The sequence below is a fragment of the Amycolatopsis vastitatis genome (genome assembly GCF_002234595.1).
GTDB lineage: Bacteria > Actinomycetota > Actinomycetes > Mycobacteriales > Pseudonocardiaceae > Amycolatopsis > Amycolatopsis vastitatis.
Window position 1 is genome coordinate 73994 of the sequence record NZ_NMUL01000038.1, and the last position, 15034, is coordinate 89027.

16 protein-coding genes are annotated in these 15034 nt (G+C 70.1%); 8 read left to right on the plus strand and 8 right to left on the minus strand.

What is annotated here, in order from left to right:
* Window positions 1–188 precede the first annotated feature (188 nt).
* Both CF165_RS31735 and CF165_RS31740 read right to left on the minus strand, forming a co-directional pair.
* Window positions 189–1181 (minus strand): HAMP domain-containing sensor histidine kinase, encoded by a 993-nt coding sequence (locus tag CF165_RS31735; protein WP_093951263.1) that lies wholly within the window; start codon window positions 1179–1181, stop codon window positions 189–191.
* Entirely contained in the window at window positions 1178–1849 is a 672-nt protein-coding gene (locus CF165_RS31740; RefSeq protein WP_439098531.1) for a response regulator transcription factor, read from the minus strand. Before CF165_RS31740 ends, CF165_RS31735 begins: the two co-directional genes overlap by 4 nt.
* Before the next feature lie 241 nt (window positions 1850–2090).
* Between CF165_RS31740 and CF165_RS31745 the strand changes: the two genes are divergently transcribed.
* The 6 genes from CF165_RS31745 to CF165_RS50460 all read left to right on the plus strand — a co-directional run bounded on the left by CF165_RS31745 (window position 2091) and on the right by CF165_RS50460 (window position 8595).
* Window positions 2091–3656: an NCS1 family nucleobase:cation symporter-1 gene (locus CF165_RS31745; protein ID WP_093951265.1), complete on the plus strand. Its 1566-nt coding sequence runs from the start codon at window positions 2091–2093 to the stop codon at window positions 3654–3656.
* Between the two features lie 10 nt (window positions 3657–3666).
* Window positions 3667–4449 carry a nitrilase-related carbon-nitrogen hydrolase gene (locus tag CF165_RS31750; protein ID WP_240521909.1) on the plus strand — a complete coding sequence of 261 codons (783 nt, stop codon included), beginning with the start codon at window positions 3667–3669 and terminating at the stop codon, window positions 4447–4449.
* On the plus strand, window positions 4449–5831 hold the full coding sequence (hydA, locus tag CF165_RS31755; protein ID WP_093951267.1) for a dihydropyrimidinase: 1383 nt from the start codon (window positions 4449–4451) through the stop codon (window positions 5829–5831). Before CF165_RS31750 ends, hydA begins: the two co-directional genes overlap by 1 nt.
* A gap of 10 nt (window positions 5832–5841) precedes the next feature.
* Window positions 5842–6840, plus strand: a complete 999-nt coding sequence (locus CF165_RS31760; RefSeq protein WP_093951268.1) for a TIGR03842 family LLM class F420-dependent oxidoreductase — start codon at window positions 5842–5844, stop codon at window positions 6838–6840.
* A gap of 81 nt (window positions 6841–6921) precedes the next feature.
* The gene (locus CF165_RS31765) at window positions 6922–8352 is read left to right on the plus strand and encodes an alpha/beta hydrolase (protein ID WP_093951269.1); all 1431 of its coding nucleotides are present in this window, start codon (window positions 6922–6924) and stop codon (window positions 8350–8352) included.
* Between the two features lie 84 nt (window positions 8353–8436).
* Window positions 8437–8595, plus strand: coding sequence for a hypothetical protein (locus CF165_RS50460; RefSeq protein ID WP_240521889.1), 159 nt, complete (start codon window positions 8437–8439; stop codon window positions 8593–8595).
* Here CF165_RS50460 and CF165_RS31770 read toward each other — a convergent pair.
* The 4 genes from CF165_RS31770 to CF165_RS31785 form a co-directional block, all read right to left on the minus strand.
* Complete coding sequence (locus CF165_RS31770; RefSeq protein WP_093951270.1) at window positions 8574–9797, minus strand: serine hydrolase domain-containing protein; 1224 nt, start codon at window positions 9795–9797, stop codon at window positions 8574–8576. The genes CF165_RS50460 and CF165_RS31770 overlap by 22 nt on opposite strands.
* 9 nt (window positions 9798–9806) lie before the next feature.
* A complete protein-coding gene (locus CF165_RS31775; protein ID WP_167441620.1) occupies window positions 9807–10619 on the minus strand; it encodes a siderophore-interacting protein in 813 nt (270 codons plus the stop codon).
* Window positions 10620–10682: 63 nt separating this feature from the next.
* The gene (locus CF165_RS31780; RefSeq protein ID WP_093951271.1) at window positions 10683–11087 is read right to left on the minus strand and encodes a hypothetical protein; all 405 of its coding nucleotides are present in this window, start codon (window positions 11085–11087) and stop codon (window positions 10683–10685) included.
* Window positions 11084–11494 (minus strand): SgcJ/EcaC family oxidoreductase, encoded by a 411-nt coding sequence (locus CF165_RS31785; RefSeq protein ID WP_093951272.1) that lies wholly within the window; start codon window positions 11492–11494, stop codon window positions 11084–11086. Before CF165_RS31785 ends, CF165_RS31780 begins: the two co-directional genes overlap by 4 nt.
* Window positions 11495–11666: 172 nt before the next feature.
* On the opposite strand from CF165_RS31785, the gene CF165_RS31790 reads away from it, so the two are divergent.
* Both CF165_RS31790 and CF165_RS31795 read left to right on the plus strand, forming a co-directional pair.
* Complete coding sequence (locus CF165_RS31790) at window positions 11667–12281, plus strand: TetR/AcrR family transcriptional regulator (protein WP_093951464.1); 615 nt, start codon at window positions 11667–11669, stop codon at window positions 12279–12281.
* Window positions 12282–12339: 58 nt separating this feature from the next.
* Window positions 12340–12627, plus strand: a complete 288-nt coding sequence (locus CF165_RS31795; RefSeq protein WP_240521890.1) for a RidA family protein — start codon at window positions 12340–12342, stop codon at window positions 12625–12627.
* A gap of 104 nt (window positions 12628–12731) precedes the next feature.
* On the opposite strand, the gene CF165_RS31800 is transcribed toward CF165_RS31795, so the two are convergent.
* Together CF165_RS31800 and hemW are read right to left on the minus strand one after the other, a co-directional pair.
* Window positions 12732–13652, minus strand: a complete 921-nt coding sequence (locus tag CF165_RS31800) for an NADP-dependent oxidoreductase (protein WP_093951273.1) — start codon at window positions 13650–13652, stop codon at window positions 12732–12734.
* 69 nt (window positions 13653–13721) lie between these two features.
* Window positions 13722–14954, minus strand: coding sequence for a radical SAM family heme chaperone HemW (hemW, locus tag CF165_RS31805; protein WP_093951274.1), 1233 nt, complete (start codon window positions 14952–14954; stop codon window positions 13722–13724).
* Window positions 14955–15034: the final 80 nt, after the last annotated feature.

Below are 15034 nucleotides of genomic sequence, written 5' to 3' on the forward strand. Positions count from 1 at the left end.
GCGCTTTCCCCGCGGCACCCCGCCACCGCCGATCTGTCCCTTGGGCATTTCGCCTCTTCCTCGAGATCTCGCGTTCGCTTTTGCGAACGTCATCGTCCGGCCGAAAGGTCATGAACGACTCGTTCATGTCGCCGGAGGTCATGAACGAGTCGTTCATGACCTCGCCGCCCGCCCCGGGCCGCGGGGAACTAAGCCGGCAGCGTCACCCGGATCCGGCTGCCCGTCCCCGGCGCCGGATCCACCACCCCGATCGTCCCGCCGTGCAGCTCGACCGCCCACCGGGCGATCGCCAGCCCCAGCCCCGTGCCCCCGCCCGAAGGCCGTTCCCCGCGGGTGAACCGCTCGAAGACCCGCTCGCGGTCGGCCCGCGCGATGCCCGGCCCCTCGTCGCAGACGTCGATGCGGACCTCCCCCGGCCGCACCTGCGCCAGCACCCGCACCTCGCCGCCGGCCGGGCCGTGGCGGGCCGCGTTCTCCAGCAGGTTCGCCACGACCTGGAACAGCCGTCCGCGGTCCGCCGTCACCAGCGCGCCCTCCGGGGAGACCGCCACCGAGAACGTCACCCCGCGGCCCGCGAACGCCGCCTCCCCCACCACTTCCGACAGCAGCGACCACAGCGAAAACGACGTCTGGTGCAGCGGGATCGCCCCCGCGTCGAGCCGTGACAGGTCCAGGAGCTCGTCCACCAGCGTCGCCAGCCGCTCGGTCTGCTGCAGCGCCGTCTTCAACGTCGCCGGGTCCGGGTCCTCGACGCCGTCGACGAGGTTCTCCAGCACGCCGCTCAACGCGGTGATCGGCGTCCGCAGCTCGTGCGACACGTTCGCGATCAGCTCCCGGCGCTGGCGGTCCGCGTCCCCGAGATCCCCCGCCATCTGGTTGAACGCCCCGGCCAGCACCCCGACTTCGTCGCGCGTGGTGGCCCGGATCCGGCGGCTGTAGTCGCCCTTCGCCATCGCCCGCGCCGCCGCGGTCATCTCGCGCAGCGGCCGCGTCATCCCGTGGGCCAGCACCTGCGACAACACCAGCGCGAGCACCATCGCGGTGACCGTCGTCTTCGGCGGCAGCCAGCCGATCTGCCAGTTGAAGAACGCGAACGCCACCCCACCGGAGGCGACCATCAGGATCGCCAGCTTCAGCTTGATCGACCGGATCCGGTCGAGCGGCCGTGGCACGAGGTTCACGAGCCCGCCTCCAACGCGTAGCCGACGCCGTGCACCGTGCGGATCAGGTCCGCGCCGAGCTTCCGCCGCAGCGCCTTGATGTGGCTGTCCACCGCCCGCGTCCCCGCCGAGGTGCCGTGGACGTCCCAGTCCCACACCTCCGAAAGCAGCCGTTCCCGCGGCTGCACCACCCGCGGCCGCCGCGCGAAGTGCACCAGCAGGTCGAACTCGATCGGCGTCAGCTGCGCCGCGACACCGGCCCGGGCGACGCGCCGCTGGTCGACGTCGATTTCGAGGTCGCCGAGCACGATCCTGGCGCCCGCGACGGAGGCCGAGCGGTCCACCCGCCGCAGCAGCGCGTGCACCCGGGCGGTGAGCACCCGCATCGAGAACGGCTTCGTGAGGTAGTCGTCGGCGCCGACCCCCAGCCCGACCAGCATGTCCGTCTCGTCGGCGCGCGCGGTCAGCATGAGCACCGGCACCGGACGCCGTCCTTGGATCCGGCGGCAGACCTCCAGGCCGTCGAACCCCGGCAGCATCACGTCGAGCACCACGAGGTCCGGCTCCGCGGACGTGTCCGCCTCGACGGCGGCGGGCCCGTCGTGGGCGACGTCCACGGTGAACCCCTCGGCCCGCAGCCGGGCCGCGATCGACGCGGCGATCGTGACGTCGTCCTCGACGACGAGCACCCGCCGCCCACCCAGTTCCATGGCCACGACCTTAAGCACCCCCGGTGGAGACGGTTCGCGTGAACTGTGAAGATCTTGTGGAGACGTTTCAGCCGCTTTGCCGGTTCGTGACGACGAGATGTGTGACACAGGTCATGCACTCCGGGGCCCCTCCGCGCAATCGACAGACTGCACTCCTGATCAGGGAAGAGTGAACAGACTGCCGTTGCCCCGGCGATGACCAGGCGCGCAGGATTCCGCAATGGCGCCGACACCCGCAGACCAGCGCGTGCACGACGACGGCCGGGTCGAGCTCGACCCCGCCGACGTCAGGTCTCTCGAAGGCAGCCGGTTCTTCAACGAGGAACTGGCCCCCGTCCCCGTCGAAAAACGGACCTGGACCACCTACAACTACTTCGCGCTCTGGATGGGGATGGCGCACAACATCCCCAGCTACGCCCTGGCCGCGTCGCTCATCGCGCTCGGCATGAACTGGGTGCAGGCGCTGATCACCATCACGATCGGCAACCTGGTCGTGCTGGTCCCGATGCTGCTCAACAGCCACGCCGGCACCAAGTACGGCATCCCGTTCCCGGTGTTCGCCCGCGCGTTCTACGGCCTGCGCGGCGCCAACCTGGCCGCGCTGCTGCGGGCGTTCATCGCCTGCGGCTGGTTCGGCATCCAGACCTGGGTCGGCGGCGAAGCCATCTACGTCATCCTCGGCCGCCTGCTCGGCGCGGGGTGGCGCGACTCCGCCGTCATCGCCGGGCAGCACTGGACACTGTGGCTGTCCTTCGTGGTCTTCTGGATCGGCCAGATGCTCATCATCTGGCGCGGCATGGACGCGGTCCGCCGGTTCGAGAACTGGACCGCGCCGCTGGTGTCGGTCGGCTTCCTGATCATGCTCGGGTACGTGCTGGTCAAGGCGGGCGGGCTCGGCCCGATCCTGGCCGACGGCGGCAAGCTCGGCTGGGGCCCGGACTTCTGGAAGGTGTTCGCGCCGTCGCTGATGGCGATGATCGCGTTCTGGTCGACGCTGTCGCTGAACATGCCGGACTTCACCCGGTTCGGCGGGAGCCAGCGCAAGCAGGTCCGCGGCCAGATCCTCGGCCTGCCGACGACGATGACGTTCATCGCGATCGTGGCCATCCTGACGACGTCGGGCGGGCACGTGCTCTACGGCCAGGACATCTGGGACCCGGCCCAGCTGGCGGACAAGTTCTCCAGCCCGGCCGTGGTCGTCGTCGCGCTGGTCGCGCTGGTGCTGGCGACGATCTCGGCGAACCTGGCGGCCAACGTCGTCAGCCCGTCCTACGACTTCTCGAACGCGTTCCCGAAGCGGATCACGTTCGCGATCGGCGGCGGCATCACCGGCGTCATCGGCATCCTCATCCAGCCGTGGCGGCTCTACTCCGACCCGAACATCTACATCTTCGCCTGGCTCGGCTTCTACGGCGGCCTGCTCGGCGCGGTCGCCGGGGTGCTCGTCGCCGGCTACTGGCTCGTCAACCGCACGAAGCTGCGCCTGAGGGACCTCTACACACCCGATGGGGTGTATTGGTTCAGCGGCGGCTGGAACTGGCGCGCGCTGGTCGCGACGCTGGTGGGAGCACTTCTCGCGGTCGGCGGCGCGTACAGTGCCGCCGATACTGGCCCGTTCCCCGCCGACGGCATCATCCCGATCCTCAAGCCCCTTTACGACTACAACTGGGTGGTGGGCCTGGTCGGCGCGTTCGCCGTCTTCGCCGCCCTCTCCCTTCCCGCAACCAAGGAGGAAGCAAGTGAGCGTCGTCCGAGCCGGATTGATCCAGCAGCGGTGGACGGGTGACAAGGAGTCCATGATCAAGGCGGCGGTCGACCACATCGCCACCGCCGCCTCGCAGGGCGCCCAGGTCGTCTGCCTCCAGGAGCTGTTCTACGGGCCGTATTTCTGCCAGGTGCAGGACGCCGACTACTACTCCTACACCGAGGCCATCCCCGACGGGCCCACCACGCGGCTCATGCAGGAGGTGGCCGAGCGCCACGGCATCGTGCTGATCGTGCCGATGTACGAGGTCGAGCAGCCCGGCGTGTACTACAACACCGCCGCGGTGATCGACGCCGACGGCACCTACCTCGGCAAGTACCGCAAGAACCACATCCCGCAGGTCAAGGGGTTCTGGGAGAAGTTCTACTTCCGGCCCGGCAACCTCGGTTACCCGGTGTTCGACACGGCCGTGGGCCGCATCGGCGTCTACATCTGCTACGAGCGGCACTTCCCCGAGGGCTGGCGCGCCCTCGGCCTGGCGGGCGCGAAGATCGTGTTCAACCCGTCGGCGACCAGCCGCAGCCTGTCGCAGTACCTGTGGAAGCTGGAGCAGCCGGCGGCCGCGGTGGCGAACGAGTACTTCGTCGGCGCGATCAACCGGGTGGGCGTGGAGCCGCTGGGCGACAACGACTTCTACGGCCAGACGTACTTCGTCGACCCGCGCGGTCAGCTCGTCGGCGAAGCGGCGTCCGACACCGACGACGAGGTCGTGGTGCGCGACCTCGACCTGGGGCTGCTCGACGAGGTCCGGAACCAGTGGGCGTTCTACCGCGACCGCCGCCCGGACACCTACGGCCCCCTCGCGGAGGCCTGATGACCACGCTGATCCAGGGTGGCCAGGTCGTTTCGCCGTCCGGTGCTCTCCTGGCGGACGTCCTCGTCGACGGCGAAACCATCGCCGCCGTCGGGGCGCCCGGGACGCTGACCGGCGACGAGACGATCGACGCCACCGGGAAGTACGTCCTGCCCGGTGGCATCGACGCCCACACGCACATGGAGATGCCGTTCGGCGGCACGCACTCCGTCGACACGTTCTCGACCGGCACGACGGCGGCCGCGTGGGGCGGCACGACCACGATCATCGACTTCGCCGTCCAGGCCAAGGGCACGTCCTTGTTGTCCACTTTGGACAAGTGGCATGCGAAGGCCGACGGCAACTGCGCGATCGACTACGGCTTCCACATGATCGTCTCCGACGTCAACGACCAGTCGCTGAAGGAGATGGAAGCCTGCGTCGGCGCCGGGGTCGGCAGCTTCAAGATGTTCATGGCCTATCCGGGGGTGTTCTACTCCACGGACGGGGAAATCCTGCTGGCGATGCAGAAGGCGCGCGAAATCGGCGCTACGATCATGATGCACGCCGAAAACGGCATCGCGATCGACCAGCTGGCCGCGCAGGCGTTCGCCGCGGGCAACATCGATCCCGTGCAGCACGGCCTCACCCGGCCGCCCGAGCTGGAAGGAGAGGCGACATCGCGGGCGATCCAGCTCGCCAAGGTCACCGGTTCGCCGCTGTACATCGTCCACCTCTCGGCGGCGCAAGCGCTGGCGGCGGTGGCGGAGGCGCGCAACGAGGGCCAGAACGTCTTCGCCGAGACGTGCCCGCAGTACCTCTATCTGTCCATTGAGGACCTGGCGAAGCCGGACTTCGAGGGCGCGAAGTACGTGGCTTCGCCGCCGCTGCGGGAGAAGTCGCACCAGGCCGATCTGTGGCGCGGGCTGCGGACGAACGACTTGTCCGTGGTGTCGACCGACCACTGCCCGTTCTGCTTCAAGGACCAGAAGGAGCTGGGCCGCGGCGACTTCCGGGCCATCCCGAACGGGATCCCGGGCGTCGAGCACCGGATGGACCTGCTGCACCAGGGCGTTGTGGCGGGCGAGCTGACGCTCGGGCGCTGGGTCGAGACGTGCTCGGCGACGCCGGCGCGGATGTTCGGCCTGTACCCGCGCAAGGGCGTCATCGCGGCGGGTTCGGACGCGGACATCGTGATCTACGACCCGTCGGCGACGCAGACGTTGTCGGCCGAGACGCACCACATGAACGTGGACTACTCGGCGTACGAGGGCCTGGACATCACCGGCCGCGTGCACACCGTGCTGTCCCGTGGGCGCGTCGTCGTGTCGCCGGACGGGTTCACCGGGTCGACGTCGCACGGCAAGTTCCTGTCCCGTTCGCTGAACCAGTACCTGAACTAGGGGGCGGGCCATGGACTTCGGGATCGTGCTGCAGACCGACCCGCCCGCACGGGACGTCGTGCGGCTGATGAAGGACGCCGAGGACTGCGGGTTCCGCTACGGCTGGACGTTCGACTCCTGCGTGCTGTGGCAGGAGCCGTTCGTCATCTACTCGGCCGTGCTGGCCGCGACGTCGTCCCTGGTGGTGGGACCGATGGTGACCAGCCCCGGGACGCGGGACTGGTCGGTGATGGCGTCGACGTTCGCGACGCTCAACGACATGTACGGAAACCGGACGGTCTGCGGCATCGGCCGCGGCGACTCGGCGCACCGGGTGGTCGGGCTGCCACCGTCCACTTTGGCCACTGTGCGCGACTGCATGCGCGTGGTCAAGGACCTGGCCGAGGGCCGCGCGGTGACGATGAACGAGAAGACCGTGCAGATCCCGTGGGTCCGGAACGGGCAGCTCGAGATGTGGATGGCCGGGTACGGGCCCAAGGCGCTGAAGACGGTCGGCGAGCACGCCGACGGCTTCATCCTGCAGTGCGCGGACCCGGCGATCGCCCGCTGGACGATCGGCGCAGTCCGCGACGCGGCCCGCGCGGCGGGGCGGGACCCGGGCGGTATCAAGATCTGCGTCGCGGCTCCGGCGTACGTCGGCGACGACCTGCCGCACCAGCGCGAACAGCTGCGCTGGTTCGGCGGGATGGTCGGCAACCACGTCGCGGACCTGGTCGCGCGGTACGGCTCGTCGGGGGCGGTACCGCGGGAGCTGACGGACTACATCCGCGAGCGCGAGGGCTACGACTACAGCCACCACGGCAAGGCGGGCAACCCGTCGACGGAGTTCGTCCCTGACGAGATCGTCGACCGGTTCTGCCTGCTGGGCCCGCCGTCCGCACACGTCGAGAGGTTGCAGGAACTGGCGGAACTGGGCGTGGACCAGTTCTCGCTGTACCTGATGCACGACGACCGCGAAGCGACCCTCGCCTCCTACGGGTCACAGATCATCCCGAAGCTCACCACCTGATCGAGTTGCGGTTTACCCCACCCCGGATTCGGTGGCTCACCCCAATGCGCAGACCGGGTCCGGGGCGGGACGATCTTTCCCATGACCTCTCGAAAATTCCGCGCTGCGACGGCTCTGGGGGCCGCCGCGCTCGCGGTGGGCGCCCTCGCCCCCGCGGCCGTGGCGAGCCCCGCCGGAATCGTCTGGGAAGCCTCCTGTACCCCCGGTTACGAATGCGGCCACCTCGACGTCCCACTGTCCTATCAGGACCCATCGTTGGGCACGGCGCGGCTGGCGATAGCGCGGCTGCCGGCCACCGACCAGGCCGCCAAGCTGGGCACGATCTTCTCCAACCCGGGCGGCCCAGGGTCGTCCGGCCGGTTCGCGCCGGCGTTGACACCCGCGTTGCACGCCCGCTTCGACATCGTCGGGTTCGACCCGCGCGGCGTCGGCGCGAGTTCGAAGATCCACTGCTTCACCGACCCGTCGCAACTCGAAGTGCTGCAGCGAGCACTCGGCACGTTCCCGTTGACGCGCGCGGCCGAACAGCAACAGATCGCGGACACGCGCACGGTCACCGACCTCTGCGAACAGAACGCGGGCCCCTTGGCGAACCACCTGTCGACGGGCACGATCGCCCGCGACCTGGACCGGCTGCGTGCGGCGTTCGGCGAGCCGAAACTGCGGTACTACGGGAAGTCGTACGGAACATATATCGGCGAAACGTACGCGAACCTGTTCCCCGCCCGGGTGGGTTCGCTCGCGTTCGACGCCGTCGACGACCCGGTCCGCTGGTCGACCGGCCCGGACCCGATGAGCTACCGCCTGCGCGGCTTCGAGGACGCCCGGCGGGCCCTCCAATCCTTTTTGGACATTTGTGCTTCGCGCTGCACCTTCGACTATTCCGCGATCCTCGACCGCTTGACGGCCGGCCCGATCACGGTGACGGACACAACCGGACGGCAGACGGCCGTCACCTACCAGGGCGCCATCGCCCGGATCCACGGCTACCTGACCGACGCCCGGTCCGCGCCCCAGCTGGCAGCGTTCCTCCAGGCCCTGGCCGACCCGGCTTCTCGCGCCCCGGCCGCGCCGGACGGACCACCGGACATCGACTCCATCCTGGGCGGCGGCGCAACACTCTGTTCCGACGCGGCGAACCCCCGAGACCCGGCGGCCTGGTGGGCCTACGCCCAGCGCGCGGACCGCGTCGCCCGCGGCTTCGGCCCGTACGACGTCTACAAGACACTGCCGTGCGCCACCTGGGACGTCTCGGACACGGGCCGTTACACGAGACCATGGAACCGCCCGACGGCCCCGATCCTCCTGCTCGCGAACAGCCAGGGCGACCTGGAGACACCGTACGCCGGCGCGCAACGAGCAGAGCACCTGCTCGGCAACGCGCACCTGCTGACCCTCGACACATACGGCCACGGTTCCCGCGGCAAGAGCGCGTGCATCGACGCGTGGCTGGACCGCTACTTCGTCAGCGGTGCGGTGCCCGGCCGAGGCACAATCTGTTCTCCGGACTGAACGTCGTCGAGGTACCTCACCGCTGCTTCGGGATCCCCGAGCCGGCCTTCGTAGTCGGCCGGGTTTCCCGCTGCGCCCCTCGGCGTGTTCGACGAAAAGGTCGAAACTCGTCTGCCGATCGCCACGGTCGAGGGCATCTACCAGCACGCCGCCCATCCGCGGAGCACGGTGGCGAGGTACCTCACCGCCGCGGGCCCGCAGGTGGTGACCACCGAGCCCGCTCAGTCCACCAGCGCCTGGTAGACCAGCTGCCGCAGCTGCGGTCGCAGCCGATAAGTGCTCGACGGCAGCAGCTGCGTGTAGAACCCGACCGTCAAATCCTCGTCCGGATCCACCCAGAAGGCGGTCGAAGCCGCCCCGCCCCAGGCGAACTCCCCTGCCGACGACAACGTCCGCGCCTTCACCGGGTCCTCCAGCACCGAGAACCCGAGACCGAAACCGAAGCCGTCGAAGGGCATCTCCGCGAACAGCGGCCGCCCGAAGGCCTCCAGGTCCACGTGGCCCGGCAGGTGGTTGCTCGCCATCAGCGAAACCGTCCGCGGGGACAGCAGACGCACACCGTCCAACGAGCCGCCGCGCAGGAGCATCTCCGTGAAACGCCAGTAGTCCGAGGCGGAAGACACCAGACCGCCGCCGCCCGAAAGGCAGTCCGGGCGGGACGTGCCCAGGCGGCCGAACGCGTCGTTGCGGGCCAGCCCGTCCGCCGACGGAATGTACAACGCCGCCAAGCGGGAAACCGAAGAGGCCACGAAACCCGTCTCCGTCATGCCCAGCGGCGAGAAGATCCGCGACGAAAAGAACTCGTCCAGCGGCAGGCCCGACACCACCTCGACGACCCGGCCGAGCACGTCGGTGGCCACCGAGTAGTTCCACTCCGTGCCGGGTTGGAAGAGCAAGGGCAACGCCGCCCACTGCGAGCAGCACGCCGCCAGGTCCGCACCCCGCGGCGTGCCCCACTCGAACCCCGCCGCGCGGTAGATCGCGTCCACCGGGTGGCCGTGGTGGAAGCCGTAGGTCAGGCCCGCCGTGTGCGTCAGCAGGTGCCAGACGCGGATCGGCGAAGTGGCGGGCTCGGTGAACGGCTTGAGCGCCGACCCCTTGACGAACACCCGCGGTGAGGCGAATTCCGGCAACCAGCGCGAAATCGGGTCGTCCAGCTCCAGCAAGCCCTCTTCGGCCAGCATCATCGCGGCGACCGACGTGACCGGCTTCGTCATCGAGAAGATCCGCCACAACGTGTCGGTCTCCACGGGCGTCCCGGCCTCGACGTCGCTGTACCCGCCGCGGCCGACGTGCACGATGCGGCCGTGCCTGCTCACCACCGCGAGCCAGCCGGGCAACCGTCCATTCTCGACATACCGGTCGAAGTGCTTGTCGATCCGGGAAAGCCGGTCCGCGTCGAACCCGGCCTCGGCCGGGTCGACGTCCACCTTGAGCTCCGCCATGCGGCGAGGTTACTTCTCCCGCGCCCGCTCGGCCGCCTTTTCTTCGCGCCAGGCCTCGTCGTTCTTCCCGTAGCGCCAGTACCCCGAGATCGACAGCAGCTCGCGCCGCACCCCGCGCTCGTCGAGCAGGTAGCGCCGCAAGTCCCGGACGAACCCGGCCTCGCCGTGCACGAACGCCTGCACGACGCCGTCGCGCCACGGCAGCGCGCGCACCGCAGAAGCGACGTCGCCGCCGGAAGCCCGGTACAGCCAGGTGATCTGCGCGTCCGCCTTGGTGACCAGTGGCTGCTCCTCGTCCGCGTTCTCGACGAGGATCACCGCGTGGGCGGGGACGCCGGCCGGGAGCGCTTCGAGCGACGCCGCGATGGCCGGCAGTGCGCTCTCGTCCCCGGCCAGCAGGTGCCAGTCCGCCTCGGGGCCCGGCGCGTACGCACCGCCGGGGCCGGACAGCAGCAGTTCGTCACCCGGCTTGGCCGACGCCGCCCACGGGCCGGCGATGCCCTCGTCGCCGTGGTGGACGAAGTCGAGGACCAGCTCGCCGGCCTGCGGGTCGAAGGCGCGAACCGTGTACGAGCGTTGCCGCGGCCAGTGCTCTCGCGGCAGCGTCGCGCGGCACTCCTGGACGTCGAACGGCTCCGGGTACTCGACGCCGGGCACCTTGAACAGCACCTTCACGTAGGCGTCGGTGAACGCGTTGGGCGCGAAGCCGGCGATGCCCTCGCCGCCCGCGACGATCCGGATCATGTGCGGGGTCAGGCGCTCGCTGCGCAGCACCCGCAGCCGCACCGCGGGACGCCCGGACCGCCGGGGTGCTTCAGCCATTACCACTCCCCATGCTCGCTAAGGCTTACCTAAGTCACCCTACGCGCGAAAACCGGCGCACGGCTACCGCGGGGTACCCAGTTCCTCGAGCATCCGTGCAAAAGCGACAGCCGTGCGAGCCCGGAACCCGATGAAGAACCGGTTCGCCAGTGGCACCGCCCACCGCGCGCGCGAGGCCACGTTGAGGACCCGGTACTCGATGCGCGCGCCGCCTGACCGAGCAGCCCCCGTTTTCCACGCTACCGGTGGGCACCGACAGTTTCGGGCCGCCGGATCCGGCGTGACATCCGGCGTGACGCGGTACTCGGCGCGGTACCACCAGCCGCCCTGCACGGCGAGGAACCCGCGCTCGCGGTCGACGTCCATCCGCATCGGGTACGGACCTCCGGCGAGCGTGCGCCGGAGCCACTCGAACACCTCGCCGGGTGGCCGCGCGACGACCCCGGTGGCCTCCGCAAGCGTTTTCACGAGCGCGGATCCGAGACGCGCGTGTTCTGGAACGCCGTGATCAGCCACTCGCCGCCGTCGTGGACGAGCACGAAGCTCACGGTCGACTCGCGCCCCTCGTCCGCGGTGTCCGCGCCGGTCAGGGACGAGCCGCCGCCGACGACGGCCACGGCGACGTCCGGCCGGACGAACCGCACCTTCGCCGCCGCGCCGAGCCGTCCGGTCAGCTTGGAGCCCTTGAGCGGGCCTTCGAAGAGTGCGCGATGGGATTCCTCGATCGCTTCGCGGCCCGGAAAGTTCAGCCCGAAGAACGTCACGTAGTCCGCGTCTTCGGTGAAGAGCCGCCCGTAGGCGGTGGCGTCGCCGTCGTTCCAGGCCTGAGTGAGCCTGCTGAGCACGGCACGGACGTCGGCTTCGGCAGTGGTCATGAGATCCCCCGTTTCGAACGCTGTTCGTTTCACGAACACCGTTCTACATACGAACGCAGTTCGCGTCAAGTACAGTGTTCGCGTGACCGTTCCCCCGCCGCCGTGGCGCCGTCCCCCGGGCCGCCGCGCCGCGAAACCCGCGCTCTCCCAGGAGCTCGTCGTCAAGACGGCACTGGACGTCCTGGCGAAGGAAGGCTTCGACGCGGTCACCATGCGGCGGATCGCGCAGGAGCTCGAAACGGGGCCCGCGTCGCTGTACGCGCACGTCTCCAACAAGGACGAACTGGCGGAGCTGATGCTCGACGCGGTGCTCGCCGAGGTGCCCGTGCCGGAGCCCGATCCGGCGCGCTGGGACGAGCAGGTGAAGGAGCTCGTCCACGCCCAGATCCGGGTGATGGTCGCCCACCCCGGGATCGCGCGCGTGGCGTGGGACATCGCCGTGCCGGTCACGCCCAGCTCGCTGCGCTTGGGCGAGGCGATGCTGGCCCTGCTGCGGGCCGGCGGCCTCGAACTCAAGCAGGCGACCTTCGCGGGCGACGCGCTGGGCCTCTACGCGAAGGCGTACGCGTACGAAGCGAGCGGCTGGACCTGGGGCGAGATCGACGCGGCCGAAGTCACCGAACGCGGCAGGCAGATGGTCGACTACATGCGCTCGCTGCCCGCCGAAGCATTCCCGAACATGCTGAGGATCGGCGAATTCTTCTCGGCCGAGACGGCGGCCGAACGCCTCGGCTTCGCGCTCGACACGTTCCTCGCCGGGCTCAAGGTCATGGCAGCGACGAAATAGCCGGTTGCGTTCCACTATGACTGGCGTCACGCACCCAAGTCGACAGAGAGGGTTCCCGATGGCCGTCCGGCACATCAACCCCGAGGGACTCCACCGCAGCCCGGCCTTCAGCCAGGCCGTCGTGGTCGAACAGCCCGCGAAGACGATCTACATCGGCGGCCAGAACGGCGTCGACGCGAACGGCGAGGTCGTCGGCCCCACCGTCGGAGAGCAGGCCCTGCAGGCGTTCCGCAACCTCGCGACCATCCTGGAGAGCGAGGGCGCGACCCTGGCGGACATCGTGCACTGGCGCATCGCCGTGGTGGACGGCCACACCTTCGACGAAGGGGTGGCCGCCTTCCAGTAGGTCTGGAACCGCGCCGACCCGCCGCCGGCCATCACGGTCCACGTCGTCGCCGGCCTGGCGCCGGGGTTCCTCGTGGAGATCGACGCGGTGGCCGTCGTCTGACGCTACGGCCGCAGGACGATCTTGCCGCGTGTGTGCCGCTTCTCCAGCTCGCGGTAGGCCTCCCGCACTTCGTCCAAGGGGTACACGCGCGCGACCGGCACCTCCAGCAATCCCTTCTCCACCAAGGTCGCCAGGTCACGGAGGACCTCGGCCGACGCGCCCGCCGTGTTGCCCTCGGTCTTCACGTTGTACTTCTCGGCCGCGGCCCAGTCGATGATCGTGTCGATCCGTCCGGGGTGGATGCCCAGGTGCAGGGCCAGTTCGACGTATCCGGAGCCGAAAGTGTCGACGAACGCGTGCACGCCGTCCGGGGCGGCTTCCTCGATCCGCTCGAGGACGCCGTCCCCGTAGGCCACCGGGATCACGTCGAGTTCGCGCAGCCACGCGTGGTTGGCTTCGCCGGCCAGGCCGATCACCGTGGCGCCGGCCAGCTTCGCGAGCTGCATGGCCAGCGAGCCCACTCCGCCGGCGGCACCCGAGACGACGACCGTCTCCCCTTCTCGCGGGCACACCGCGCGCACCGCGGCGTACGCGGTGGTCCCGGCGACGAACAGCGAACCGGCGGCCTCCCACGGCACCCCGTCAGGCCGCGGCGTGAGGTTCGAAGCCTCCGCGACGACGAAGTCGGCGTGGCTCGAGCGTGTGTCGACGAAGCCGATCACCTCGTCGCCGACGGCGATCTCTTCGACGCCGTCGCCGAGTTCGGCGACCACGCCCGCGAAGTCACTGCCCTGGCCCGACGGGAAGGTGGCCGGCCAGCGGTCGTGCAGGAAACCCTGGCGGATGTACCCCTCACCCGGGTTGATCCCGGCCGCCCGGACCTCGACGAGCACTTGTCCCGGTCCCGCCACCGGCCGCGGGACGTCTTCCACCCGGAGGACATCCACGCCGCCGTACTCGTCGAACCTGACCGCGCGCACCATGGAGCCTCCTCGAACGTCGTTGCTTGATACAAGTAACGACGTCGGCCGGAGTTTTAATCCCGGACGGGTTCAGCCGGCGAGCCGGCGGACCACGCCGTCGGCGAGCAGCCGCCCGCGGTCGGTGAGCACCGCGCGGCCCCGGGAGTCCAAAGCGGACGGATCGAGCAGGCCTTCGGCCGCCGCCGCGCGAGCCTCGGCGAGCCCCGGACCGTCGAGGACGTCGAGCGGAAGCCCCTCGGCGACGCGGAGTTCGAGCATGATCCGTTCCAGGTGCTGGTCGTCGTCGCTGAGCACCTCACGCCCGCCCGCGGGCGAGGCGCCCTCGGCGAGCAAGGCGGCGTAGCGCGCCGGGTGCTTGACGTTCCACCAGCGCACCCCGCCGACGTGGCTGTGCGCGCCGGGACCGGCGCCCCACCAGTCGTCGCCTCGCCAGTAGCCGAGGTTGTGGTGGCAGCGGGCCTCGTCGGACGCCGCCCAGTTCGACACCTCGTACCAGCGCAGTCCCGCCGCCGACAGCGTGGCGTCGATCATCTCGTAGTCCGCGGCCAGCACGTCGTCGTCCGGCGCGGGCAGCTCGCCCCGGCGCACGCGGCGGGCCAGCGCCGTGCCCTCCTCGACGATCAGCGCGTACGCCGAGACGTGGTCGACCCCGGCGGCCAGCACGGCGTCGAGCGTCGCGCGCAGGTCGTCGGCGCGCTCCCCCGGCGTGCCGTAGATCACGTCGAGGTTCACGTGCTCGAAGCCGGCCGCGCGGGCTTCGGCGGCGGCCGTCCCCGGACGGCCCGGGGTGTGCACGCGGTCGAGGATCTTCAGCACGTGCGGCGCGGCCGACTGCATGCCCAGCGAGACCCGCGTGTAGCCGGCTTCGCGGATCCCGGCGAAGAACTCGGGCGACGTCGACTCCGGGTTCGACTCCGTCGTCACCTCGGCGCCCGGGGCGAGCCCGAAGACGTCGCGGACGGCGTCGAGCACCGAGCGGAGGCCGTCGGCGCCGAGCAGCGACGGCGTGCCGCCGCCGACGAACACGGTGTCGGCGGCCGGGGGCACGACCAGCACGCGGGCCGCGAGCTCCAGTTCCCGCCGCAGTCCTTCCAGCCAGGACTGCGGCGACGAACCGGAGTCGAGCTCACCCGCGGTGTAGGTGTTGAAGTCGCAGTAGCCGCAGCGCGTCGCGCAGAACGGGACGTGCACGTAGACCCCGAACGCTCTGCTCCCGAGCCCCTTCAGCGCACTTTCCGGCAAGGCGGGGTCGATCGGGGTGGCGGGGTCGGGACGCAGCTCGGGCACCCTGGGATTGTCCACCCCGCCACGCTCGGTCGCGGCGGGAGGCCGATCGGGTGAACACCTGTTACGACGCCGGGACGTAGTGGTTCGCGGGGCGG

What these genes read in the sequence shown, in the direction of transcription:
- CF165_RS31745 (WP_093951265.1), top strand. Translation starts at nt 2,091, where the DNA reads ATGGCGCCGACACCCGCAGACCAGCGCGTGCACGACGACGGCCGGGTC.
- CF165_RS31750 (WP_240521909.1), top strand. Translation starts at nt 3,667, where the DNA reads ATGATCAAGGCGGCGGTCGACCACATCGCCACCGCCGCCTCGCAGGGC.
- hydA (WP_093951267.1), top strand. Translation starts at nt 4,449, where the DNA reads ATGACCACGCTGATCCAGGGTGGCCAGGTCGTTTCGCCGTCCGGTGCT.
- CF165_RS31760 (WP_093951268.1), top strand. Translation starts at nt 5,842, where the DNA reads ATGGACTTCGGGATCGTGCTGCAGACCGACCCGCCCGCACGGGACGTC.
- CF165_RS31765 (WP_093951269.1), top strand. Translation starts at nt 6,922, where the DNA reads ATGACCTCTCGAAAATTCCGCGCTGCGACGGCTCTGGGGGCCGCCGCG.
- CF165_RS31770 (WP_093951270.1), bottom strand. Translation starts at nt 9,797, where the DNA reads ATGGCGGAGCTCAAGGTGGACGTCGACCCGGCCGAGGCCGGGTTCGAC.
- CF165_RS31775 (WP_167441620.1), bottom strand. Translation starts at nt 10,619, where the DNA reads ATGGCTGAAGCACCCCGGCGGTCCGGGCGTCCCGCGGTGCGGCTGCGG.
- CF165_RS31785 (WP_093951272.1), bottom strand. Translation starts at nt 11,494, where the DNA reads ATGACCACTGCCGAAGCCGACGTCCGTGCCGTGCTCAGCAGGCTCACT.
- CF165_RS31795 (WP_240521890.1), top strand. Translation starts at nt 12,340, where the DNA reads ATGGCCGTCCGGCACATCAACCCCGAGGGACTCCACCGCAGCCCGGCC.
- CF165_RS31800 (WP_093951273.1), bottom strand. Translation starts at nt 13,652, where the DNA reads ATGGTGCGCGCGGTCAGGTTCGACGAGTACGGCGGCGTGGATGTCCTC.